This is a genomic window from Sphingomonas cremea (assembly GCF_021502585.1).
In the GTDB taxonomy this organism is placed as follows: Bacteria; Pseudomonadota; Alphaproteobacteria; order Sphingomonadales; family Sphingomonadaceae; genus Sphingomicrobium; species Sphingomicrobium cremea.
Genome location: NZ_JAKFGM010000001.1, coordinates 808,867 through 832,919, shown reverse-complemented (window position 1 = coordinate 832,919; position 24,053 = coordinate 808,867). Strand labels below are relative to the sequence as shown.

Sequence of the window (24,053 nt, the reverse complement as noted above, 5' to 3'; positions counted from 1 at the left end):
TTAGAGCAAGAAAGCGGCGCGCACACATGGTCGTGCGCCCTAGGAAAAGCCTGGGTTCCCGGCAAGCTTGCCAGCTTGGCCCCGCCCCGTCATCGTCTGCTTGCAGTCGGGAAGGGGCACGCCATGCGTTTCGACAAACAGGACCAGGATTGGCCGATTCGCCCTTGGATCATGGCGGGGGTCGGCGCCCTTGGCGGGCTGGTCATCCACCTGCTGACCGTTCACCTCTATGACGTAAATGGGACCATTTCACTGTGGCGGCAGGCGGCAACGACCTTCACGGCCGTGGCGGTGCTCGCACTGGTCCTGACGATCGAACCGCGTCGTTGGTGGTGGGCGGTCATCTTTGCCCTGGGGTGGGGGGTAGTCATCTCGATGGTTGGCTCGTTCACCGCCCAGTATAATCATCATTCGACCATCTTCGAATTTCCCTTCTGGTCGGGGATATTGGCGGTGCTGATTGCCGCGCCCCTGTTCCAGACAATCCGCGACGAGGGTGCGTGGCGATTTCCCTATGCCCGCCTTCATCGCCACGCCTGGACAGACGCCGTGATCGGCGCTGCCAGCTTAGTCTTCACTGGCATCACCTTCCTGATGATGTGGCTGATCGCGTCGCTGTTCGACGTCATCGGGATCAAGGCGATCAAGGACCTGCTTCAGGAGGAATGGTTCAGCTGGATGCTGGCGGGATTTTCCTTCGGCGGCGCGGTCGGTTTGCTGCGCGAACGCGATGCGTTGCTGGCAATCCTCCAGCGACTGGTCATGATCGTCCTGGCCGTGCTCTCGCCGGTCCTGGCCGTGGCACTGGCCGCCTTTCTCCTGTCGCTACCATTCACCGGCCTCAGCGGACTATGGGAATCGGGCATTCCGGCTACACCGATGTTGTTGCTGTCGGGAGCAGGAGCCATCCTTCTGGCCAACGCGGTAATCGGTGATGGCCGCTATGAGCGAGATTCGAACATCTGGTTTCAGCGCGCAGCGCTTGTGCTGGTGCTGTGCGTCCTGCCGCTCGCCATCTTCGCCGCCCTTTCGATGGGGCAGCGCATTGCCCAATATGGCTGGACGCCCGAACGGATGTGGGGCGTGATCGCTGTGGCGATCGCAATTGCCTACGGCGCCGCCGGATGGTGGGCGGTATTCAAGGGTCGCAAGGATTTCGACGACCATTTGCGCCCGCTGCAGACGGGGATGGCGATCGGATTATGCGGACTCGCCTTGTTCTTGGCACTCCCAATTCTGGATTTCGGCGCGATCAGCGCTCGCTCGCAACTCGCCAGGCTGGAAAGCGGCCAGGTCAAGCCGGAGGATTTCGACTGGGCGGCAATGGCGTTCGATTTCGGTCCGGCGGGCCGGAAACGACTGGCCGAAATTCAGAGGTCGGGGCCGCCTGCTCAGCGTCAACTCGCCGAGGCCGCGCTCGCCAGCGACAATCGCTACGCCGTTTCCGAAAAGAGCGAAAGCATCTCCAAACAAGCGCGTCTCGACCAATATCTCCGCGTCATTTCCCCGGATATTGCCATGACCCCTGGGCTGCGGTCGGCGGTAACCACCGGTTATGACAGCTGCAACGACAAGCCATGCGCGTTAGTCAGGCTGGACGCCAACCGGCTGCTCCTGGTCACCACGGGCTATGACAAAGCCGTGCAGTCGCGGATCATCGAACTGGACGAATTGGCCACGGGTAAAGAGCAAACCGCCGCGATTACCGTGCCGCCCCAGGTGAAGGGCGTGGACCTTGCCCGTGCGCAGATCGAGATTCGCCCAATTGGCCGCCGCCAGCTCTTCGTGGATGGGAAGCCGGTCGGAGAACCGTTCGAATAGGCGTTGATGGCGCGGGGACGTCCTGCTAGCCGCGCCACCATGTCTGTAAACGCCGAACAGGTGCGCCATGTCGCCAAGCTGGCCCGTATCGCGATGAGCGATGCGGAGGTCGAGGCAATGGTCCCCGAATTCAACAATATCCTGCACTGGGTCGAGCAGCTGGCGGAGGTCGACACCGACGGGGTCGAACCCCTGACCGCGGTTATCGAAAACCATCTTCGCCTTCGCGATGACGTCGTCGACGACGGCAACTGCCGCGATGACATCCTCAAGAATGCGCCCGACGCGCAGCACGGCTTCTTCGCCGTGCCCAAGGTGATCGAATAGTGAGCGAGCTGACTTCCAAGACAATCGCCGAGCTGCGCGAGGGGTTTCGCGCCGGCGATCATTCTGCGCGAGAGATTGCCGAGGCGTTCAACGCGGCCGTGGTCGCTGGGCGATCGCTCAATGCCTATACGGTCGAGACGCCCGAGCTCGCTCTGGCGGCGGCCGACGCAGCCGATGCGGCGAGGGCGGCGGGCGAATTGAAGCCGCTCTCCGGCATCCCGCTGGGCATCAAGGATCTGTTTGCCACCGAAGGCACCGATTCAACCGCGGGCTCGAACATCCTCAAGGGCTTCAAGCCGACCTATGAAAGCAGGGTCTCCGCCAATCTGAAGGCGGCAGGCGCGGGGATGCTCGGCAAGCTCAACATGGACGAGTTTGCAATGGGCTCGTCGAACGAGACCAGCGCTTACGGTCCGGTCATCTCGCCCTGGCGTCGCAACGACGGCTGGAATGCCGCCTTGACCCCGGGCGGCTCCTCGGGCGGATCGGCGGCGGCGGTCGCGGCGGGACTAGCTCCAGGCGTGACCGGGACCGACACCGGCGGCTCGATCCGCCAGCCCGCGGCCTTCACCGGCATCAGCGGTATCAAGCCTACCTATGGCCGCTGCTCGCGCTGGGGCATCGTCTCCTTCGCGTCGTCGCTTGACCAGGCCGGGCCGATGGCGCGAACGGTGCTCGACTGCGCGATCATGCTGGAAGCAATGGCGGGGTTCGATCCTCGCGACGCGACTTCGCTCAATCTGCCGGTGCCGCAGTGGGAAGCAGGGCTTTCCAGCGACCTTCGCGGCAAAAAGGTCGGCATTCCAAAGGAATATCGCATTGACGGCGTCCCCGCCGAGATCAATGCGATCTGGGACCAGGGTATTGAGTGGCTGAAGGACGCGGGCGCGGAAGTGGTCGAGATCAGCCTGCCGCACACGAAGTACGCGCTGCCCACCTACTACATCATCGCCCCGGCCGAAGCCTCGTCCAACCTCGCCCGTTATGACGGGGTCCGTTATGGGCTGCGCGAAACAGGGGTGAAGACCCTCGACGACATGTACGCCGCGACCCGCTCCGCCGGCTTCGGCGCGGAGGTCAAGCGCCGTGTGATGATCGGCACCTATGTACTGTCGGCGGGCTATTACGATGCCTATTTCACCAAGGCGCAAAAGGTCCGCACCCTGATCAAGCGGGACTTCGCGCAGGCGTTTGCCGGGTGCGACCTGATCCTGACGCCGACGGCGCCTTCGGCCGCGTTCGGACTTCAGGAGAAGACCGCTGACCCGATCGCCATGTATCTGAACGACGTGTTCGCGGTCCCGGCCAGCCTTGCCGGCCTGCCGGCCATGTCGGTGCCCGGCGGGCTCGACAGTCAGGGCCTGCCGCTCGGCCTCCACCTGATCGGCCGCGAGCTCGACGAGCAGGGCGTTCTTAATGCCGGTTTGGCCATCGAGGAACGCGCCGGCTTCACTGCACGACCGGAGAAATGGTGGTGAGCGACTATCGCATTAAAGGCGCTACCGGCGACTGGGAGGTCGTTGTCGGGCTAGAGGTTCACGCACAGGTCGTATCCGACGCGAAGCTCTTTTCCGGCGCGGCGACCGCGTTCGGGGCCGAGCCCAATACGCAGGTGTCGCTGGTCGACGCGGCCATGCCCGGCATGCTCCCGGTCCCCAACTGCGAATGCATCCGCCAGGCGGTGCGCACCGGCATGGCGCTGGACGCGGTGATCAACCGCTGGAGCCGCTTCGACCGCAAGAATTATTTCTACGCTGACCTGCCGCAGGGCTATCAGATCTCGCAGCTCTACCATCCGCTGGTTGGACCCGGCGAAGTCGAAATCCTGCTCGACGAGAAGGACGAGAATAGCGTCAAGCAGATCGGCATCGAGCGGATCCATGTCGAGCAGGACGCTGGCAAGCTGATGCACGACCAGCACCCGACCATGAGCTACGTCGACCTCAACCGCTCGGGTGTCGCGCTGATGGAGATTGTCAGTCGTCCTGACATGAGTTCTCCCGCCGAAGCAGGGGCATATCTTCGCAAGCTCAGGGCAATTCTCCGCTATGTCGGCAGCTGTGACGGCAACATGGAAGAAGGCTCGATGCGCGCCGACGTTAATGTCAGCGTGCGGAGGCCCGGCGGCGAGCTTGGCACCCGCACCGAGACAAAGAACGTCAATTCGGTCCGCTTCGTCATGGCGGTGATTGAGCATGAAGCGCGCCGCCAGGTTGACCTGATCGAGGAAGGCGGGGAGGTCGCACAGGAAACGCGCCTCTATGATCCCGACAAGAATGTAACGCGGACGCTCCGTTCGAAGGAAGATGCGCACGATTACCGCTACTTCCCCGATCCCGATTTGCTTCCGCTCGAGCTCGATGAAGCATTTATCGAGGAATGCCGGGCATCGCTGCCAGAACTGCCCGACGACAAGCGCAAGCGGTTCGAAGGGCTGGGTATCACGCCCTACAATGCGTCGGTGCTGACTGCCGAGGTTGAGACGGCTCGCTGGTTCGACGCGCTGCTCGATGCGGGCGCGGAGGCGCGGCAGGCGGCCAATTGGGTCGTCGCGGAGCTTTTCGGCGCCCTGAACCGGCTCGGAAAGACGATTGTCGATGCCCCGGTTTCGCCGCAGCAGGCGGCCGAGTTGCTGGGCCTTGTCGCCGATGGAACGCTCAGCGGCAGTCTTGCCAAGCAGGTGTTCGAAATCATGCTCGATACCGGCGACGATGCCGGCAAGATCGTCGACGAGCGCGGGCTCAAACAGACTAGCGACACGGGCGAAATTGATGCGAAGATAGATGAAATTCTCGCCGCCAACGCCGACAAGGTCGAGCAGTATAAGGCCGGCAAGGAAGCACTGTTCGGCTTCTTCGTCGGCCAGACGATGAAAGCGATGGCCGGCAAAGCCAACCCGCAGATGGTCAACGAGCGGCTGCGTGCGAAGTTGAACTAAGTCGTCTTTGCGAGGGGGTATCGCGCACAGCCTGTCCACTAGACAGGCGAGCACGATGCGGCGACGAAGCAATCCAGGATGGGCGTCGGCAAAGCTGGATTGCTTGGCTTCGCTCGCAATGACGGGAGAAGGGTAATTGCGCAACTTGATGCTGGCAGCCGCTGCGGTGTTCGCCTCGACTAGCGCTATCGCTCAGCCAGCGCCTCCACCCAAGTTGATCATAGCCTTGTCCATCGACCAGTTTTCGGCCGACCTCTTCGACGAATATCGGCCGGTATTGTTGGGCGGTATCGGGCGCCTTTCGCGCGGGACGGTGTATCGCAACGGCTATCAGAGCCACAATGCGACCGAGACCTGCCCCGGCCATTCGACCATCATGACCGGATCGCGCCCCTCGCGAACCGGGATCATCGCTAATTACTGGTTCGACCTTTCGCAGGACCGCAGCGACAAGGGCGTCTTTTGCGCCGAGGACGAGCGGGTCCCGGGTAGCTCGTCCACCTTATACACTGTCTCTCCGTACCATCTTCGTGTGCCTACCCTCGGTGACTTGTGGAAGCCGGCGCATCCTGGGGCGCGAAACGTTGCCGTGGCCGGCAAGGACCGGGCGGCCGTGATGATGAGCGGCCACGTCGCCGACCAACGCTGGTATTGGGATGGCAAGACCTTCGTCACCGACTTGAAGGATGCGGCCATGCCGCGCTCCGTTGCCGCTGCGCGCACCGCCGTTGCCAATGCCATTGCCGAGGATCGCTCGGCGCTGGAGATGCCTTCGCTCTGCCAGGCCAAGTCGCGGGTCATCCCCATTGAGGGCGGAGGTCCGCCGGTCGGAAACACAGCCTTTGCCCGCAAGGCCGGGGATATCCGCAATTTCCGCTCCTCGCCGGAGTTCGACGGGGCCGTGCTGGCCTTGGCTGCCTCTCTGATCGAAGAAATGCAACTCGGCCGCGGATCGTCCACGGATGTAATCTCGATCGGATTGTCGGCCACTGACTTTGTCGGCCATAGCTACGGCACCGAAGGCGCAGAAATGTGCCTCCAGCTCTTCTCGTTGGATCGCGACCTTGGCGATTTCTTCCGCCTGCTCGACAGCAAGGGCATCGACTATCTGGTCGTGCTGACCGCTGACCATGGCGGCCAGGACATTCCCGAGCGCCGGCGAGAGCAGGGGGTTCCCGGTGCGGCACGGGTCGATGCGGCGCTAACCGCGGCGGCGGTGGGCAAGGCCGTTGGCGCCAAGCTCGGCCTGACTGGGCCGGTGCTCTATGGTGAGGGCAGCTTCGGCGACGTCTATATCGATCGCGCCCTGTCCAGCGCCGATCAGGCTCGGGCCAAGGCTGCCGCGGTCGCCGCTTACCGTGCGCACCCGCAGGTCGAAGCGGTGTTCACGAAAGAGCAGCTCACGGCCACCCCATCGCCAACGGCTTCGCCAGACAAGTGGAGCCTGATCGAGCGCGCGCGTGCCAGCTTTGACCCTGAGCGCACGGGCGATTTCATCGTGCTGCTCAGGCGAGACATCACACCGATTGCGGACACGCGAAGCTATGTCGCGACACATGGCAGTCCGTGGGACTATGACCGGCGCGTGCCAATCCTGTTCTGGCGCCGCGACATGGCGGCAGTCGATCATGCCGAAGCGATCGAGACTGTCGACATCATGCCAACGCTGGCCGCTTCGATCGGGCTCCCGGTCGACGCCAGTTCGATCGACGGCGAATGCTTGCGTGCCATCCAAGGGATAGTTTGTCCTTAACCATAAGCATTTTGAAAGACTTGCTTTTTTCAACTAGGGCGGCAACTCTTCCTATCGGGTGTGACTTCGGCGGGAGGGTCTATGCGCCGGTTGGGTATCGCGCTGTTGGCGTCCGTTGCGCTGTCTGGCTGTGTCCAGACCCGGCAATATGCCGACGTCGAATTTTCACCGCCCCAGGGGAATTACAAGTTGCTGGTGATGCGCCCCGACGTCAGCGTCGGCTCGGTCACCACTGGCGGACTAGTCGAACCCAGGGCTGACTGGACGGAGTCGGCACGGGCAAAGCTCCTCGCCGCGCTTCGCGCCCAGCAGGCGGCGCGGGGCGGTGATGTCTTCATCATGGAAAAGCGGAGCTCGCTACCCGGCGTCGATCCTGAGATGGTCGCGGAATTGGAGCGGCTGCACTACGCGGTCGGCAGTTCAATCGCGCTTCACAAATATTCCGGCGACTATCTTCCAACCAAGCGTGGCAAGGGCCTTGATTGGACGCTCGGAGAGGACGCAGTCGCGCTTGGCCGCCGCACCGGCTACGATTTTGCCTTGTTCCTATATGCCGAAGACAGCTTCGCATCATCCGGTCGCGTCGGGCTTCAGGTTCTTGGCATTGCTGGTTGTTTCGTCGGGTTTTGTGCCGCTAACATCGGTGGTGGAGGGCAGTTTGCATATGCCAGCCTGGCCGATCTCAGGACCGGTGACGTGGTCTGGTTCAATATCGTCAGTGCCCGAAGCCAGATCGCCGGCATCAAGATGGGCGATATTCGCACCGACGAGGGAGCGGCTCAGTTGGTCGACCGACTGCTCGACCGCATGAAGCCCGGCCGCAATGTCCAGCGACGACAGGCAAAAATCCAGTGAGCCCGGCGCTTTCTCGTCGGGTCTTGCTTGGCGGTGCTGGCGCACTGGCAACCAGCTTCGCAACCGGCATTGCTCACGCTCGCGTCCTCCCCAACGACATGGGCCCGCTGATTGGCGCCGGCTATCGCGCGACCGAGCCCGATGAAAAGGGCATGTGGCAGCAGATGGAGCGGGTTGAGGAGGAGGTGTCGGGCTCCAACCTGTTGATCAAAGAGCCTCGGCTAACCGCTTATCTTAGTAGCCTGATTGGCAAAGTTGGCGGTCCCGCGGCCAAGGATATGCGAATCTATCTGGCACGCATTCCGGAATTCAACGCCATCATGTTTCCGACCGGATTTGCAGTAGTTTTCTCCGGATTGCTGCTGCGGATGCGAAACGAGGCGCAATTGGCGGGCGTTGTGGCGCACGAAAGCGCCCATTTCCTGAGGAAGCACCAGCTGCGGCAATGGCGCGACATGCGCCGCAAGACGGATGCCTTCAGTTTCCTCATGATGGGTGCTGGGCTCGCCGGAGGAGCGGCAGGCATATATGCCGGCGACCTGGTCCAGCTTGCCCAACTTGGCACCGTTCTTTCGCTGCTCAAATATAACCGGACCCTGGAAGCCGAGGCGGACGCAATGGGCGTTCGGTTGCTTGCCGATGCTGGCTACGACCCAATGGCTATGAGCGAGACCTGGGAACAGTTGATTGGTGAACTCGACCTTTCGGCAAAATACCGGCGCAAGAAGCGCGATCGCAACTTCTCGCTGTTCGAAACCCATCCCGCGCCCGAAGCCCGCATGGCAGACCTCAAAATTTCGGCGGCCGAGGTAAAACAGCCAGGCAGGACATATGACGCCTATTACAGCCGCTATCAGGAAGCGTTGGCGACGATCCGGCCGACGTTGCTGGACGACCAGGTCAAGCTGAACGACCCGGGGGCCAGCCAATATGTAATCGACACGCTGGCCAAGGATGGCTGGGATGGGCTGTTGCGATTTCAGGAGGGGGAAATCTGGCGGCTGCGCAATCGTTCGGGTGACGACGTGCGCGCGGCGCAGGGATATGCGGCGGCGGTCCTCTATCCCGATGCGCCGCCCAATGCCTGGCGCTGGCACGGCATTATGCTGCTGAAGCAAGGGCACAGGGCCGAAGCACGGTCGGCCTTCGCGCGTTATTTGCAGATGGCGCCCGACGCCCCGGATGCCGCGCTCGTCCGTCAAATGATGATCGGCTGAGGAGGACCGTGATGCGTATCGGAAGATCAATCCTTCTTGTCGCTGCGGCCCTGACATTGAATGCCTGCGCGAGCGGCGGCACTGGCGGGTTTGGCTACGGCGGCTACACGCTGGTTCGAGTCCAGGAAGTGCGCGTCGGCGACGATAGCATCGCCGTTACTCCGCCGCACGAATGGAACCGGATTTCGGCCACGCTCTTCCAGGATATCGCGGACGTCGAGGACTGGACCCAGAATGGCCCTTACCTTGACGGGATCAGCTTCGTTACCGGGCTAAAGGACGGCAAAGCGCTCGTCCGGCAGCGTAGCCGGGACGATCGGCAAGTGCCCAAGTTTCGGTCCAACATGACGCCACCCGAAATCGCGGCGATGATCGAAAGCCTTTTTCGAGTGCGCGGAGGGACGGTCGATTTCAGAACGACCTCACTCGCCCCGCGGCCATTTCTGGGGGGGGATGGATTCCAGTATGACTTCGAGCATCTCGACAGCGACGAAGTTCGCCGGCGCGGACGTGCGGTCGGAGCGGTAATCGACGGCAGGCTTTACCTTATCCTGCTCGACGCGGCTCGGTCCCATTATTTCGAAGCCTCGCTTCCTGATTTCGAGGCCATCGTTAGCTCGGCGCGCCGGGTCTAGACCGGGTCGGGTGGGGGAGGCTGTTCCGGTTCCCCGGGTAGGCGCGGTATGTGGCCCGGCTCATCAGCGGGAGGAGGCGCACCGGGCCTTGGCGGGCGGCTGGCCATCTCAGCCTGTCGGGGTTCCGCTGCCCGGTGCGGGAATGTCGATGTCGGGCGGTGGTTGCGGTGCCTCGGCCGGTGGCACTGTCGGCTGGGCGGGTTGGCTGGGTTGCACGGGCTCGGCCGGCCGGGGTGGCGTCTCGGGCGGCGGGGTCGTGGGATTGGGCACATCTTGCATGTGAAGCTGCTCCTTCAAGTATATAACCCTGTGGTAATGGTGAAGTTGCAAGTCCCGTTGCTCTTGCCCCAGCGCCGATCCTTGCTATAGGCCGCGCACCCTAAGGGCGTCCGCGCGGGCGTGGCGGAATTGGTAGACGCGCTGGTTTTAGGTACCAGTATCGCAAGATGTGGGGGTTCGAGTCCCTTCGCCCGCACCAATTTCGAGCACAGCCTGTCCGGGGGACAGGCGCGCACGGATTTCACGGGCGCCGGACGCAGCAGATTAATTCGAATTAGGAATGCGCAAGTGATGAAGACCGTCGAGACGGAGAACGAAGGCCTGAAGCGGGCCTATAAGCTGATCATCCCCGCCAAGGATATCGACGCCCGCGTCGACGGCGAGGTCAAGCGCATTGCGCCGACCGTGCGCATGCCTGGCTTCCGCCCGGGCAAGGTGCCGCCGAATCTCATCCGCAAGATGCATGGCGAAGCGCTGATGCGCGATGCGCTTAACACGGCGGTGCAGGATAGCGTTCAGCAGCTTCTGGATGACAAGAAGCTTCGTCCAGCGATGCAGCCGGAAGTTGAGCTCGACGAGGATTATGAAACCGGCAAGGACGCCGAGATCAATATTCGGCTTGAAACCCTGCCCGACGTTCCCACGCCCAAGATCGAGGGCCTTAAGCTAGAGCGCTTGACCGTTGAGGCTGACGAAAAGGCCGTCGACGATCAGCTCAAGCAGCTCGCCCAGTCGCAGACGCGGTATGAGGATGCCAAGAAGGGCCACAAGGCCGCCAATGGCGACCAGGTTGTGATCGACTTCGTTGGCAAGGTCGACGACGTCGCGTTCGAGGGCGGTACCGGGGAAGGAATGGCAGTCGTGCTCGGCTCCGGCCAGCTGATTCCTGGTTTCGAAGACCAAATGGTTGGCCTCAAGGTAGGGGACGAAAAGCAGCTCAACGTGACTTTCCCAGCCGACTATCAGGCCGAGAATCTGAAGGGCAAGCCGGCGACGTTCGACGTCAAGGTTACTGCTGTGAAGACCGCCGCCGAGACCAAGTTCGATGATGAATTTGCAAAGCAACTCGGCCTCAACGATCTTGAGCAACTCAAAAGCCTGTTGCGCGACCAGCAGCAGCAGGAACTGAACGGTCTTACCCGTACGCACATGAAGCGGCGTCTGCTTGACCAGCTGGCCGCCGATCATGATTTTGAGGTGCCGCCCTCAATGGTCGAGGCCGAATATGCCAACATCATGGCCCAGCTTCGGCATGAAGCGAGCCATGAGGCGGACCCCGAGGCCGCGCTCAAGGAAATCGAGGCGGATGCTGACGATTATCGCAACATCGCCGTTCGTCGCGTGCGTCTGGGCCTCCTTCTAAGTGAAATCGGTGCCGCCAACGGCATTGAGGTCAGTCAGCAGGAGATGAACCGCCTGATTGGCCAGGCCGCGGCTCAATATCAGCCAAAGGACCGCGAGGCTTTTGTCCGCTATGTCCAGCAGAATGCGATGGCCGCCGCCCAGCTTCGCGCGCCTCTGTACGAGGACAAGGTCGTCGATTTCCTCTTTTCCAAAGCGAAGATCAGCGAACGGACGGTAAGTCGCGACGTGCTCGAGGCCGATCTCGAGAGCGAGGAAGGCCATGTCCATGGGCCCGGTTGCGGCCATGATCTTGGCGAAGCGAAGCCGACCAAGAAGGCAGCGAAGAAGCCGGGTGCAAAGAAGGCGGAAGTGCCGGCAAAGGCCGCAGCCAAGGCTCCCGCGGTGAAGAAGGAATCCGCCCCGGCCAAGGCCGAGAAGGCGGAACCGAAGAAAACTCCCGCCAAGAAGCCGGCTGCGAAAAAGACCAAGGCTTAAGATTCCGATCGGCTTGCGCTTGTCGAAGGCCGGCCCTTCTCTTTACTGTGGTGAAGAGAGGGCCGGGCCTTTGGCCTTGCTCGGTCCGCACGGGGTTGGGGAAAGATGATGGACTCATTGCGCATCGCAGTCATCCTGCCCTGCTACAATGAGGAAGCGGCGATCGCGGAAACGGTCGCCGGCTTTCGAGCGGCCCTGCCGGCGGCAACCATCTACGTCTATGACAATAACAGCCGCGACCGGACGGTTGAGCTGGCGCGTGATTCCGGCGCGGTAGTCCGGACTGAGCGGCAACAAGGCAAGGGGCACGTCGTCCGGCGGATGTTCGCGGACGTCGATGCCGACATTTATGTCATGGCCGATGGCGACCTGACTTACGATCCCAAGGCAGCGCCCGCGATGGTGCGGATGCTGGTCGACGAGCAACTCGACATGGTCGTCGGCACCCGCCAGCATGAGGCGGCCGAGGCCTATCGCGGTGGGCACGTCATCGGCAACCGGCTGTTCACGGGACTGCTTTCAAGGCTGTTCGGACGCAGCTTCACCGACATTTTTTCGGGCTACCGTGTCTTCTCCCGTCGATTCGTCAAAAGCTTCCCGGTGCTTTCGGAAGGCTTTGAGATCGAAACCGAGATCAGCGTCCATGCGCTCGAGCTTCGTATGCCGGTGGGAGAGCTGGAGACCGCTTACGGCACCCGGCCGGAAGGCTCCGCATCCAAGCTCAGTACCTATCGCGATGGCTGGCGCATCCTCAAAACCATCGGCACGCTTTATCGGATCGAACGGCCGGTATTATTTTATGGGGGCATCGGCGCACTTCTGATCCTTGCTGCCATCATTCTCGCGATCCCGTTGTTGCTGACCTATTTCGAGACCGGGCTCGTGCCACGACTTCCAACCGCCATCCTTGTTACGGGAATGGTCGTGATCGCCGTGTTGAGCTTCTTTGCCGGATTGATCCTGGACACGGTGACGAGGGGCCGTCGCGAGATGCGCCGGCTCGCCTACCTCGCGCACCCAGCGCCCTTTGTGGCAGAAAAGTAACAGTCGCGGCCTTTCGGTTGCGGTAGCTGTTCCGCTGGCCATCTTCTTTGTTACTCTCCCGTTTCAACGAGAGACTTTGACCGGTCGTCGTATAACAGGGAGATAATGATGAGCCGAGTGTTGACGGGGCTTCGTTGCGGAGCCGGTGTGCTTGCATTGGTTATCGGCAGTGCCGCCGCGGCGCAAAGTGCCCCACCACCAGCAGATCAGCCCGAGACCCAGGCCGCCGCTTCCGAGCCCGCTTCGATGGGCGAGATTGTTGTCACCGGCTCGCGCATTCGCCGCAATCCGCTCGATCAGGATTCGCCGGTTATCACGCTCGATCAAAGCGATCTGGCGGAGACGGGCCTATCAGCGGTCGCCGATATTTTGCAGCGCCTGCCAAGTGCGAGTGGCGGTCTTAACTCCAAGGTCAATAACAGCGGCAACATCGGCAATCCGCCCGATGGCGGCGGTGTCGGCGCCGGCTCGGCGGAAATCGATTTGCGCTACCTGGGCGCCAAGCGCACGCTGGTCCTGGTAGACGGATTGCGCTTCGTCAACGGAACAAGCGCCAGCGGCATTCCCGCGACGGTCGACCTCAACACGATCCCGGCGAATATGATCGAAAGGATCGAGGTGCTGCAGGCCGGCGCCTCGCCACTCTACGGTTCGGATGCGATCGCCGGTGTGGTCAACGTCATTACGGTTTCACACCAGAAGGGCCTGCGCGCTTCCGCCCAATACGGCAAATATATCGGTGAAGGCGACGGCCAAACGCAGGACTACCAGCTCAGCTGGGGGAATGGCACCGATAACTCGACCGAGATCGTGGTCGGCGCAGCCTATGTGAAGCAGAAGCCCGTTCGGACCGCGGATCGCGATATTTCGCAATTCCCGAATCCGGGGCAGAAATCCTGTACCGATCCCATCGGTGGTTGCAGCAGCGCGGCAGCCAATGGCCGTTTCGACTTGCGTCCTTATTTTGTAGCTACCCCTACTTTAAATGGTAATTTTACCATCGGCTCCGGACCTGACAGCACGCCTACGTTCGCGGAGTTGCGGCAGTTTACTGCCGCCGATCGGTTCAATTTCGCGCCATTCAATTACATTATTACGCCAAACGAACGCTGGGGCGCATGGTTGTCGGTCAAGCAGGATCTTGGCTCGGATATTAATCTGCGCGTCAGCGGCATTTACAATCATCGCAAGTCGCAGAACCAGGCGGCTTTCGAGCCGTTGTTTATCGGCCCCGATGCCGGCAATGGCGCGGGTAGCCTGTTCGATACGCTATCGTTCGACGCAACCAACCCTTACAACCCGTTTGGATACACGCTGGAATCAGGGCGCAATCCGGATGGTACGCCCAACGGCAGGGCGCAGAACTATTCATTCGTAGGGCGCCGTCTCATCGAAGCAGGCCAGCGCACCTTCAATCAGAAGGTCAACACCTATTCACTTACGGCGACCCTGGACGGCAAGCTCAACATGTTTGAGCATGACTGGTATTGGGATGTGAACGGCCTGGTTGGGGTCAACGAGGCCCACCAGAGCTTCACCGGCAACGTCCGCGCGGACCGAGTCGCCCTTGCAATCGGCCCTCTCGCGACCTGTCTAGCGACGGCCGGCTGCGTGCCGCTCAACCTGTTCGGCGGCGCCGGGTCGATTACTCCAGACATGCTCGATTGGATCGGTTTTACCGAGCATGACAGAAGCAAACAGAAACTAGCCGGCTTCACCGCAAATATTACGGGCGATGTGGTCGAACTTCCGGCTGGTCCGGTCGGCGTTGCGTTCGGGTACGAGCATCGTTTCCAGAGCGCGAATTTTCATCCCGACGAGATTGTGGCGGCAGGGCTCGGCGCTGACATTCCCGCGCAACCGGCATCCGGCCACTATAACGTTGACGAAATCTACGGGGAAATTCGCGTCCCGATCTTGAAGGATCAGCCTTTCGCCAAATCATTGGAAGCCAATGGTGCCGTTCGCCATTCCAACTATTCGATCAGCGGCAGCAGCACGACCTTTACGGTGACCGGATTGTGGAAGCCGGTGTCCGATGTTCTGTTGCGTGGATCCTATTCGACCGGATTCCGTGCACCGAGCTTGGGTGAGCTCTTTGGCGGGCGATCGCGCTTCGATTTGCCTGCTACGGACCCCTGTTCCAACCTCCCAGGCTCGCCATGGGCGACCAGTGCCACGGTACGGGCCAACTGCATTGCCAATGGCGTGCCAGCTTCAGGCAGCTACCAGGAGGAACCGGGACAGCTGCCGGTTATTACCCAAGGCAACGAAAACCTGAAGCCGGAGAAATCGAAGAACCTGACTTTAGGCATCGTATATTCACCGGAGTGGGCGCGTAGCGGTGGCAGCAATTTCAACGTTGAGTTCAATTATTACGACATCAAGGTCACCGACGCGATCGGCGCGGTCGATCCCAACGTCACGCTCAACGATTGTGCCTTGCTTGGTGACGCGGACAGCTGCGCGCTGGTGATCCGCACTTCCAACGGATTTGTGAACGAAATCGATGGAACATTGGATAACCTCGACAGCATTCGCACCAAGGGCATAGACGCGACGCTCAATTACCGGTCGCCGGCCACGTCAGTGGGTCGGTTCGGTCTGACGGCGAACGTCAACCATTTGTTCAAATATGTGCTGACGGCTTCAAATGGATTCGTCGTGCTTAACCGCAAGGGGACCGAGCGCGGCAGTCCCGATCAGGCATTCCCGGAATGGAAAGCTAATGCGACGGTCGATTGGTCGCTTGGCGACGTCATGGCCCTTGTCACAGGTCGATATATCGACAGCGTCACAGAACAAGCCGCGATCGGGCCGAACACGCTCAACAGCCGCTTCTATACGGACATACAAGTGAACTACACGCCGAGCCAGCTCGACAAGCGGTTCACTTTCACCGCCGGTGTCAACAACCTCTTCGATAAGGATCCGCCGGGCTGCTACACCTGCAGCGGCAATAACTATGATCCGACGACCTATGACGCGCCGGGTCGCTACGGATACCTTCGGGTTAGCTACCAGATGTAGTTGAAGGTGTAAGGCGGATCCTAGGAACCGCCGAACGGGGGAGGGCGGTCGGCCATGCGCCGGCCGCCCTTTCGTATGTTTGAGCTCACAGCGGCTTGAACCGGCGGACGATCCGCCCGATGTAGGGCGCAACGCAACGCAAGGACCAGATTTTCCCATGGACCATCAAGACATCGTTTCCGGACTCGTCCCAATCGTCATCGAGCAGTCAAACCGGGGCGAGCGCAGCTTCGACATTTACTCGCGGCTGCTGCGCGAACGAATCGTCTTCATCACCGGCCCGATCGAAGACCATATGGCCTCGCTGATCACCGCCCAGCTGCTCTTCCTCGAGTCCGAAAACCCGAAGAAGGACATCTTCATGTACATCAACTCGCCGGGCGGCGTGGTGACGGCCGGCCTCGCGATCCACGACACGATGCAGTACATCCGGCCCAAGGTCAGCACCGTCTGCATCGGCCAAGCCGCTTCCATGGGCAGCTTCCTGCTCTGCGCTGGCGAGCCGGGCATGCGCATCGCGCTCACCAACAGCCGGATCATGATTCACCAGCCGTCGGGCGGCGCCCAGGGCATGGCGTCCGATATCGAGATCCAGGCTCGCGAAATCCTGCGCATGCGCACACGGCTGAATACGCTCTATGCAAAATATACTGGCCAGCCGATCGAGGCGATCGAGATTGCGATGGACCGCGACAAATTCCTCGAGGCGGACGAGGCCAAGGAATTCGGCCTGATCGACGAGGTGTTTGACCGACGTCCTGATCAGGGTGAGGGCGACACCACCGGCGCTGCAGACATTACGCCGGCCTAACTCGGGCGGCGCATTTCTCCTTTTAGACGGACTCCGCCGTCCGAAGCCTCGCAAGCCACCCTTGCCCGATGGGTTGCGGCGTTCCATATTTGGGACAGATACTTGGCAGCGGACGGCGTTAACGTTCTTGCCAGTTTGATTGTGCGATAAACCGGTTTAGCATGACCGGCCGGCCGCGGACGCGGCTGGCACGAAGACAAGGAACGGTATGACGAAGCTTTCCGGCGGCGGCGATAGCAAGAGCACGCTTTACTGCAGCTTCTGCGGCAAGTCGCAGCATGAGGTGCGCAAGCTGATTGCGGGCCCGACCGTCTTCATCTGTGACGAATGCGTCGAGCTGTGCAACGACATCATCCGAGAAGAGACGAAGTCCGCCTTGGTCAAGACGCGGGACGGGGTTCCGACTCCGTCGGAAATATACAAGGTCCTCGATGATTATGTGATTGGCCAGAATCGCGCCAAGCGGGTGCTCTCGGTCGCGGTCCACAATCACTACAAGCGGCTTGCGCATGGCTCCAAGACCGGCAATGAGGTTGAACTCGCCAAATCCAACATCCTGCTGATCGGCCCGACCGGCTGCGGCAAGACATTGTTGGCCCAGACGCTGGCGCGGATCCTCGACGTACCCTTCACGATGGCCGATGCAACGACGCTGACCGAGGCGGGCTATGTCGGTGAGGATGTCGAGAACATCATCCTCAAGCTGCTCCAGGCATCGGACTATAACGTCGAAAAGGCGCAGCGCGGGATCGTCTACATTGACGAAATCGACAAGATCAGCCGCAAATCGGACAATCCTTCGATCACTCGCGATGTGTCTGGTGAGGGTGTCCAGCAGGCGCTTCTGAAGCTGATGGAAGGCACGACTGCCTCTGTCCCGCCGCAGGGTGGCCGCAAGCATCCGCAGCAAGAATTCCTGCAGGTCGACACCACCAACATCCTGTTCATCTGCGGCGGTGCTTTCGCCGGGCTGGACAAGATCATCGGCGATCGCCTTCAGGGCAAGTCGATTGGCTTCGGGGCTCACGTCGCCGCGCCCGAGGATCGGCGCCAGGGTGAACTGCTCAAATCGACTGAGCCCGAAGATTTGTTGAAGTTCGGCCTGATCCCGGAGTTCATCGGCCGCCTACCGGTCATCGCCACGCTCGAGGATCTCGACGAGGAGGCGTTGGTCAAGATCCTGATTGAGCCCAAGAATGCTCTAGTTAAGCAATATCAGAAGCTGTTCGACATGGAGGATGTCGAATTGGGCTTCTCCGAGGAAGCACTGCACGCGGTCGCCAAGAAAGCCATCGAGCGCAAGACCGGGGCCCGCGGCCTCCGCTCGATCCTTGAGGGCATTTTGCTCGACACCATGTTCGACCTGCCTTCGATGGAAGGTGTCGACGAGGTCCATATCGACAAGGACGTGGTCGGCGGGAGCAAGGACCCGGTTCGCGTCTATGCCAAGAAAGACAAGACCGCCTCCTCGGGCGGCGACGCGGCCTAGCAGGTGGCGAGCGCAGAACTGACCGTCCCAGAGCCCGGTCGGCTGTTTGACGATAATTTCCTGCGCTTCCTGCCGGCGCCTTTGCGCGAGCCGCGGAGAGCGTGGCTGGCTATCCTGACCGGATGGGCGCTCAGTATTATCGGCAGCCTTGCCCTTGCCGCTTTGTCGAAGGCCTTCGCGCCCGCATTGCCGACCCCCGAATTCCCAATGAAGGGGCCGATAGCCTTTTTCATGCTGGTCGTTTTCGCGCCCCTGCTCGAAACGTTGATCATGGCCGGCTTTCTGTCGCTGTTCCTTCGCTTCATGCCGCCCGTGGCCGCGATCCTGCTTAGCGCTGGTGGATGGGGTATCGCCCATTCGTTGGAGGCCGTGGGTTGGGGCCTCGTCATCTGGTGGCCGTTCCTCATTTTCTCGACGCTGTTTGTCGTATGGCGTCAGCGCGGCTTTTGGGCTGGCGTGGCTGTAGCCGCTACCACTCACGCGTTGCAGAATGTCGGTCCGGGCTGGGTAGTTGCTTTCGGCTAGTCATCCGTTGCGCTGGAGCAGCCCGCCGCCCATATATGGACGATGACAACTCGTACTCTTCCAGTCCTGCCCCTTCGCGACATCGTCGTTTTCCCTCATCGAATCGTTCCGCTGTTCGTCGGACGTGAAAAATCCGTAGCGGCACTTGAGTCGGCAATGGCCGCGGGCAAGGAGCTTTTCCTCGTCGCCCAGCTCGACCCGAGCGAAGATGATCCCGATCGCGATGCTCTCTACGACCTTGGGGTCATCGCCACTGCTATGCAGATGCTAAAGCTTCCCGATGGCACTGTTCGCGTGCTGGTTGAGGGCGCACAGCGAGCCCGGCTCGTCAATCTGACGGATTCCGATGGGCACCAGCAGGCCGAGGTCGAGCTAGTCGACGAAGAAGAAGCCGAGGGACCCGAGGCCCAGGCGCTGATGCGCTCGGTCATCGATCAGTTCGACAATTATGCAAAGCTCAACAAGCGACTGCCCGCCGAAACTTCGATGCAGCTTGGCGAAATTGAAGATCCATCGATCCTGGCGGACGCCGTCGCTTCCAACCTGTCGATCAAGGTCTCGGACAAGCAGGCACTGCTGGGAGAGCTTAACCCGGCCCGTCGGCTGGAGATGGTGTTTGCTTTCATGGAAGGCGAGCTTGGCGTCCTGCAGGTCGAGAAAAAGATTCGCAGCCGCGTGAAGCGGCAAATGGAGAAGACCCAGCGCGAATATTATTTGAATGAGCAACTGAAGGCGATCCAGCGCGAGCTCGGCAACGAAGGCGAGGAGGGTGGGGACGACCTCAACGAGCTTGCCGCGAAGATCCGCAAGACGCGTCTCAGCAAGGAGGCCCGCAATCGCGCCAATGCCGAGCTGAAAAAGCTGCGCGGAATGGCGCCGATGAGCGCCGAAGCGACGGTTGCGCGCAACTACCTCGACGTGCTGCTTGGCCTGCCATGGGGCAAGAAATCTCGACTGAAGCGCGACATCGCCGAAGCTCAACGGGTGCTCGATGAGGATCATTACGGGCTGGAGAAGGTCAAAGACCGGATCGTCGAATATTTGGCGGTGCAGGCCCGAACGAACCGGCTCAAGGGACCGATCCTCTGCCTGGTCGGACCGCCGGGCGTAGGCAAAACCTCACTCGGCCGCTCGATTGCCAGGGCGACGGGGCGCGAATTTGCGCGCCAGTCATTAGGCGGTGTGCGCGACGAAGCCGAAATCCGCGGCCATCGCAGGACCTATATCGGGTCGCTGCCGGGCAAGATCATCACCAATCTGAAGAAAGCGGGGACGAGCAACCCGCTGTTCCTGCTCGACGAAATCGACAAGCTTGGCCAGGATTTCCGCGGCGATCCCGCTTCGGCGCTGCTCGAAGTGCTTGACCCCGAACAGAACAGCCGCTTCCAGGATCATTATCTGGAGCTGGATTACGACCTATCCGATGTGATGTTCGTCACCACCGCCAACTCGCTCGACATGCCGCAACCATTGCTCGATCGCATGGAGATCATCCGGCTGGAGGGTTACACCGAGGACGAGAAAGTCGAGATCGCCAAGCGACATCTCATCCCAAAGCAAATCGAGGCGCACGGTTTGAAGGAGGGGGAACTTGTCTTCACTGACGAGGGCCTTCGAGCGATCATTCAGCATTACACGCGCGAGGCCGGCGTGCGTACGCTCGAGCGCGAACTTGCCAAGGTTGCACGCAAATCGCTCCGCCAGATTCTTGAGGCAAAAACTGAGACAGTCGCACTAACCGCTGATAATGTTGGTGAATTTCTTGGCGTTCGCCGATTCCGCTATGGCGTTGGGGAAGAAGAGGATCAGATCGGTGCCGTTACCGGTCTTGCCTGGACCGAGGTTGGTGGCGAATTGCTCACAATCGAAGCGGTGACCGTACCCGGCAAGGGACAGATCAAGACTACCGGTAAGCTCGGCGAGGTCATGACGGAGTCGATCCAGACAGCGATGAGCTTCGTCAAGGCGCGCAGCCCAAGCTACGGGGTGAAGCCGTCAATCTTCGCCCGCAAGGACATCCACGTCCACCTTCCCGAAGGTGCCGTCCCCAAGGACGGGCCGTCGGCCGGCGTTGGCATGGTCACCGCGATGATCTCGACGCTGGCGGCGATCCCCGTTCGTCGTGACATCGCAATGACGGGAGAAGTGACGCTTCGTGGCCGCGTACTGCCTATCGGTGGTTTGAAGGAGAAACTACTGGCGGCGTTGCGTGGCGGCATCCGCACCGTGCTGATCCCTGCGGAAAATGAAAAGGATCTGGCCGAGATCCCTGCCTCAGTGAAGGAAGCGCTGGAGATTATTCCGGTCAGTCATGTCGATGAAGTTTTGGCCCGGGCGCTAGCGAAGCCGATGGTTCCGATCGAATGGACCGATGCCGACGAGCAAGCGACTGAGCCGATCGTTCACCCGCCAGTCGGTGGTGAAGGCGCGGCAGTTCGTCACTAGCCCTTTGACTTGGGGCGCAGAAATAGCCTTAAGTTAGTCGTTTCTGACGGCCTGCGAGTCTCGCGGCGCCAATCCGGGAGCGTAAAGCATGAACAAGCAGGAACTTATCGGCCACGTAGCGGATCGCGCTGGCCTCTCCCGCAACGATGCAAGCCGCGCTGTCGAAACCATGCTTGAGGTGATCACGTCGACCCTGAAGCGCGGCGATGAGGTTCGGCTGGTTGGATTCGGCAATTTTTCGGTGACCCGTCGTAAGGCGTCCACCGGACGCAATCCGCGCACTGGCGAGCCGATGCAGATCAAGGCAACTTCGCAGCCGAAATTCCGTCCCGGGAAGGTACTTAAAGACGCCGTCCAGTAGGATTTGAGAAGCACCTGGCGTGGCGGCTGGACAGGGGCCGGGCGCTCGCCTAATGGCGCTCGACCGTCGGGATGGGCGCGTAGCTCAGTGGTAGAGCACACCCTTCACACGGGTGGGGTCGTAGGTTCAATCCCTACCGCGCCCACCATCCTGACATGGCCCTTCCGGTGGCTTGCTACTGCAGATAGCCAGGCTGGAAACCCGCAACCCGGCGCATCTCGGCCCAGTCCGTAAATATGATTTCACGACCGCGACGCTTGATGAGCCCTTGTCGCTCAAGATCGGCGAACACTCGGTTGACGTTGACTGACGTCTGGCCGGTGATGTCGGCGATCTGCTGTTGGGTAAACGGGTTTATCATCGGCTGCCGACTGGCATCGATCCCCATCCGCGCAGCGGTTTCGCAAAGGAGATGCGCAACCCGGGATGTCGAATCTCGGCGACCGGTATTGACCAGCCATTCGTAGCTGATGGCATTCTGGCGCTGGACCAATCTCCAGAAAAACCGCGCGAGCTCAGGGTTGGCATCGACGATCGCGTCGAAATCATCAGCCTTGCCAATCAATATTTCGGTGCGGACTATGGCTTGCAGGCCATAATCGGCAACGCCCTCGTGTGGGAGGATGCCCTCGCCTGGAAAACGCAACGCAACGATCTGTCGTCGTCCGCTGCCATCGCTTTTGAATTTGGCCAGGATTCCCGATCGCACCACCATCACTTCATCGCGTGCGACGCCGGGTTCACGGAACGGCCGGCGGGAATCAATGTGGACCACCTTATGCGGCATTTGCTCGAGCATGTCGGCGTATTTTGGCGCAAGGCCAGCTCGCAAGAGTATATCGCGCAGCTCCATACCGGTTTCACCCGGCGAGCGCGCTCGTCGAATCGTCATTCTGTTCTCCCCGCGCGGAGGGATGCTCTGCTTGTTACGCTCGCGCAAGCAATATGTGATACCACGAAATTACAATTATAGTTAATAAGTTAATAACCAAAATTGCATGATTCTCTGGCGGAGCCTGTGGAACACCTCTTCCGGCATCGTTTCGGCAGATTTAAGGTCCGGAGGTCCGGGCCAACCCTTGTCCCATATTTCCAGGTTTTCAAAGGTGCGTGAGCCTTCGTAGCGAGGGATGATGTGGAAATGGACGTGCGGGTCGACCATCATCAGCATTAGATAGTTGATCCGCTGATAATCGACCGCCGCTGATAAAGCCGCTTCGACCTCCGCGGATATCCGCGCCAGTTCCGCATGCGCGCCCGCCGGCAGGTTGCCAAATGCGGTCGCGTCGTCCTTCGTCGCCAGCACCAGGGAACCCAGGGTCACTTGCGCAGGGCGGAGGAGGAGTACCCAATACTCATAATCGCGGACTAGCGTTTCGGGGAATCCAAACTTCCGAATTGTGTCATTGACCATTACCCATGCCTTTGTCGCATCGCTTGCCAAGCTTGGCGTGCGACCTTAAGGAGCCCCCGCGCCCCTTCCAAGGCGCTTCATGGCGATCGTAGCTCAGTTGGTTAGAGCACCGGTTTGTGGTACCGGGGGTCGCGGGTTCAAGTCCCGTCGATCGCCCCATTTTTCCGTGGCCAAACAGGTAGTTAGGCGATCCATGAACACCCCTTGGGGCTATCCCGATTTCGACGCGCACGAAGCGCTGCATTTTGTAACCGATGAGAAAAGCGGGCTGCGCGCGATTATTGCCATGCATTCGACCCATCTTGGTCCGGCCGCGGGCGGGACGCGCCTGTGGTACTATGCCGACGATGCGGACGCTTTGACGGACGCGCTGCGCCTGTCGCGCGGCATGAGCTACAAGAACGCTATGGCGGGTCTGCCGCTGGGTGGCGGCAAGGCCGTTGTGCTGGCCGATAAGGATCGCACCAAGGCACCCGAAATGCTCGCTGCATTTGGCCGCGCAGTAAATTCGCTTGGCGGCAAATATGTTACCGCCGAGGACGTAGGAATGTCGGTCGCGGACATGATCGAGATTTCGAAACAGACCAAGTTCGTAGCCGGCCTTCCTGTCGAGGGCGGCGCGGTTGGCGGCGACCCTGGGCCTCACACGTCACTGGGCGTGTTCCTCGGCATCAAGGCCGCGGTGAAGCGTGCGTTGGGCAAGGATAGCGTTGCGGGGCTTCACATCGCAATGCAGGGCGCGGGCAGTGTTGCCGGCGGTGTTGCCCGCCTAGCAGCCAAGGAAGGTGCCAGGATCTCGATCGCCGACGTCGATGCCGCGCGGGCCGAAAAGCTGGCGGCAGAAACCGGAGGCACGGTTGTCGCGCCGACCGACATCCTGTTTCTGGAAGCTGACGTCGTCAGTCCCTGCGCCCTCGGCGCGATCCTCACTGAGGAGTCGATCGCGGGGCTAAGAACCCCGATCATAGCCGGCGGCGCAAACAACCAGCTCAAGACGCCCGAGGATGGCAAGCGGCTCGACGCTCGCGGCATTCTCTATGCTCCCGATTATGTCATCAATGCCGGCGGGATCATTAACGTGTCGACCGAATATCTTGGCGATGGCGGGCCTGACCTGGTCCGCTCGCGGATCGAGGCGATCCCGGGCCGGCTAGACCAGATCTGGGCGGAAAGCGCCGCCACCGGCCGCGATCCCGCTTCGGTTGCCGACGCGATGGCGCAAAAGCTGATCGGGCGAGGCTAAGGGGGAGCACGTAGTTCCCATGGGCCG

General features: G+C 61.0%; 20 protein-coding genes and 3 tRNA genes. 20 read left to right on the top strand and 3 right to left on the bottom strand.

Going from position 1 to position 24,053, the window contains the following annotated elements; all coding sequences use genetic code 11:
* Positions 1–123: 123 nt before the first annotated feature.
* From LVY65_RS04290 to LVY65_RS04255, 8 genes are all read left to right on the top strand, one after another.
* The gene (locus LVY65_RS04290; RefSeq protein WP_235066757.1) at positions 124–1,821 is read left to right on the top strand and encodes a DUF4153 domain-containing protein; all 1,698 of its coding nucleotides are present in this window, start codon (positions 124–126) and stop codon (positions 1,819–1,821) included.
* A gap of 39 nt (positions 1,822–1,860) precedes the next feature.
* Positions 1,861–2,148, top strand: coding sequence for an Asp-tRNA(Asn)/Glu-tRNA(Gln) amidotransferase subunit GatC (gatC, locus tag LVY65_RS04285; protein WP_235066756.1), 288 nt, complete (start codon positions 1,861–1,863; stop codon positions 2,146–2,148).
* Positions 2,148–3,626, top strand: a complete 1,479-nt coding sequence (gene gatA / locus LVY65_RS04280; protein ID WP_235066755.1) for an Asp-tRNA(Asn)/Glu-tRNA(Gln) amidotransferase subunit GatA — start codon at positions 2,148–2,150, stop codon at positions 3,624–3,626. The genes gatC and gatA overlap by 1 nt, the downstream gene beginning before the upstream one ends.
* Complete coding sequence (gatB, locus tag LVY65_RS04275; RefSeq protein ID WP_268828569.1) at positions 3,617–5,086, top strand: Asp-tRNA(Asn)/Glu-tRNA(Gln) amidotransferase subunit GatB; 1,470 nt, start codon at positions 3,617–3,619, stop codon at positions 5,084–5,086. Before gatA ends, gatB begins: the two co-directional genes overlap by 10 nt.
* Positions 5,087–5,234: 148 nt before the next feature.
* Positions 5,235–6,839 carry an alkaline phosphatase family protein gene (locus LVY65_RS04270; RefSeq protein WP_235066753.1) on the top strand — a complete coding sequence of 535 codons (1,605 nt, stop codon included), beginning with the start codon at positions 5,235–5,237 and terminating at the stop codon, positions 6,837–6,839.
* 81 nt (positions 6,840–6,920) lie between these two features.
* Positions 6,921–7,694 carry a hypothetical protein gene (locus tag LVY65_RS04265; protein ID WP_235066752.1) on the top strand — a complete coding sequence of 258 codons (774 nt, stop codon included), beginning with the start codon at positions 6,921–6,923 and terminating at the stop codon, positions 7,692–7,694.
* Positions 7,691–8,911, top strand: a complete 1,221-nt coding sequence (locus LVY65_RS04260) for a M48 family metallopeptidase (protein ID WP_235066751.1) — start codon at positions 7,691–7,693, stop codon at positions 8,909–8,911. Before LVY65_RS04265 ends, LVY65_RS04260 begins: the two co-directional genes overlap by 4 nt.
* Before the next feature lie 11 nt (positions 8,912–8,922).
* Entirely contained in the window at positions 8,923–9,546 is a 624-nt protein-coding gene (locus LVY65_RS04255) for a hypothetical protein (protein ID WP_235066750.1), read from the top strand.
* Between the two features lie 108 nt (positions 9,547–9,654).
* Here the strand turns inward: LVY65_RS04255 and LVY65_RS04250 are convergent, their stop codons facing one another.
* Positions 9,655–9,825 (bottom strand): hypothetical protein, encoded by a 171-nt coding sequence (locus LVY65_RS04250; protein ID WP_235066749.1) that lies wholly within the window; start codon positions 9,823–9,825, stop codon positions 9,655–9,657.
* A 114-nt stretch (positions 9,826–9,939) separates the two neighbouring features.
* On the opposite strand from LVY65_RS04250, the gene LVY65_RS04245 reads away from it, so the two are divergent.
* The 10 genes from LVY65_RS04245 (at position 9,940) to LVY65_RS04200 (ending at position 21,517) form a co-directional block, all read left to right on the top strand.
* Positions 9,940–10,024: transfer RNA gene (locus tag LVY65_RS04245), tRNA-Leu, on the top strand.
* Between the two features lie 92 nt (positions 10,025–10,116).
* Entirely contained in the window at positions 10,117–11,664 is a 1,548-nt protein-coding gene (tig, locus tag LVY65_RS04240; RefSeq protein ID WP_235067166.1) for a trigger factor, read from the top strand.
* A gap of 105 nt (positions 11,665–11,769) precedes the next feature.
* A complete protein-coding gene (locus LVY65_RS04235) occupies positions 11,770–12,708 on the top strand; it encodes a glycosyltransferase (protein WP_235066748.1) in 939 nt (312 codons plus the stop codon).
* 108 nt (positions 12,709–12,816) lie between these two features.
* A complete protein-coding gene (locus LVY65_RS04230) occupies positions 12,817–15,738 on the top strand; it encodes a TonB-dependent receptor (protein ID WP_235066747.1) in 2,922 nt (973 codons plus the stop codon).
* 157 nt (positions 15,739–15,895) lie between these two features.
* Positions 15,896–16,549, top strand: a complete 654-nt coding sequence (gene clpP / locus LVY65_RS04225) for an ATP-dependent Clp endopeptidase proteolytic subunit ClpP (RefSeq protein WP_235066746.1) — start codon at positions 15,896–15,898, stop codon at positions 16,547–16,549.
* 208 nt (positions 16,550–16,757) lie between these two features.
* Entirely contained in the window at positions 16,758–18,038 is a 1,281-nt protein-coding gene (gene clpX, locus LVY65_RS04220) for an ATP-dependent Clp protease ATP-binding subunit ClpX (RefSeq protein ID WP_235066745.1), read from the top strand.
* A gap of 3 nt (positions 18,039–18,041) precedes the next feature.
* On the top strand, positions 18,042–18,563 hold the full coding sequence (locus LVY65_RS04215; protein ID WP_235066744.1) for a hypothetical protein: 522 nt from the start codon (positions 18,042–18,044) through the stop codon (positions 18,561–18,563).
* Between the two features lie 42 nt (positions 18,564–18,605).
* Positions 18,606–21,008: an endopeptidase La gene (gene lon / locus LVY65_RS04210; protein WP_235066743.1), complete on the top strand. Its 2,403-nt coding sequence runs from the start codon at positions 18,606–18,608 to the stop codon at positions 21,006–21,008.
* A gap of 88 nt (positions 21,009–21,096) precedes the next feature.
* A complete protein-coding gene (locus LVY65_RS04205) occupies positions 21,097–21,369 on the top strand; it encodes an HU family DNA-binding protein (RefSeq protein ID WP_119530479.1) in 273 nt (90 codons plus the stop codon).
* A 73-nt stretch (positions 21,370–21,442) separates the two neighbouring features.
* Positions 21,443–21,517: transfer RNA gene (locus LVY65_RS04200), tRNA-Val, on the top strand.
* A gap of 27 nt (positions 21,518–21,544) precedes the next feature.
* Here the strand turns inward: LVY65_RS04200 and LVY65_RS04195 are convergent.
* Both LVY65_RS04195 and LVY65_RS04190 read right to left on the bottom strand, forming a co-directional pair.
* Entirely contained in the window at positions 21,545–22,261 is a 717-nt protein-coding gene (locus LVY65_RS04195) for a Crp/Fnr family transcriptional regulator (protein WP_235066742.1), read from the bottom strand.
* Positions 22,262–22,342: 81 nt separating this feature from the next.
* Positions 22,343–22,783: an HIT family protein gene (locus tag LVY65_RS04190; protein ID WP_235066741.1), complete on the bottom strand. Its 441-nt coding sequence runs from the start codon at positions 22,781–22,783 to the stop codon at positions 22,343–22,345.
* 82 nt (positions 22,784–22,865) lie between these two features.
* Between LVY65_RS04190 and LVY65_RS04185 the strand changes: the two genes are divergently transcribed.
* Together LVY65_RS04185 and LVY65_RS04180 are read left to right on the top strand one after the other, a co-directional pair.
* A tRNA-His gene (locus tag LVY65_RS04185) sits at positions 22,866–22,942 on the top strand.
* 34 nt (positions 22,943–22,976) lie between these two features.
* Positions 22,977–24,026, top strand: a complete 1,050-nt coding sequence (locus tag LVY65_RS04180) for a Leu/Phe/Val dehydrogenase (RefSeq protein ID WP_235066740.1) — start codon at positions 22,977–22,979, stop codon at positions 24,024–24,026.
* Positions 24,027–24,053: the final 27 nt, after the last annotated feature.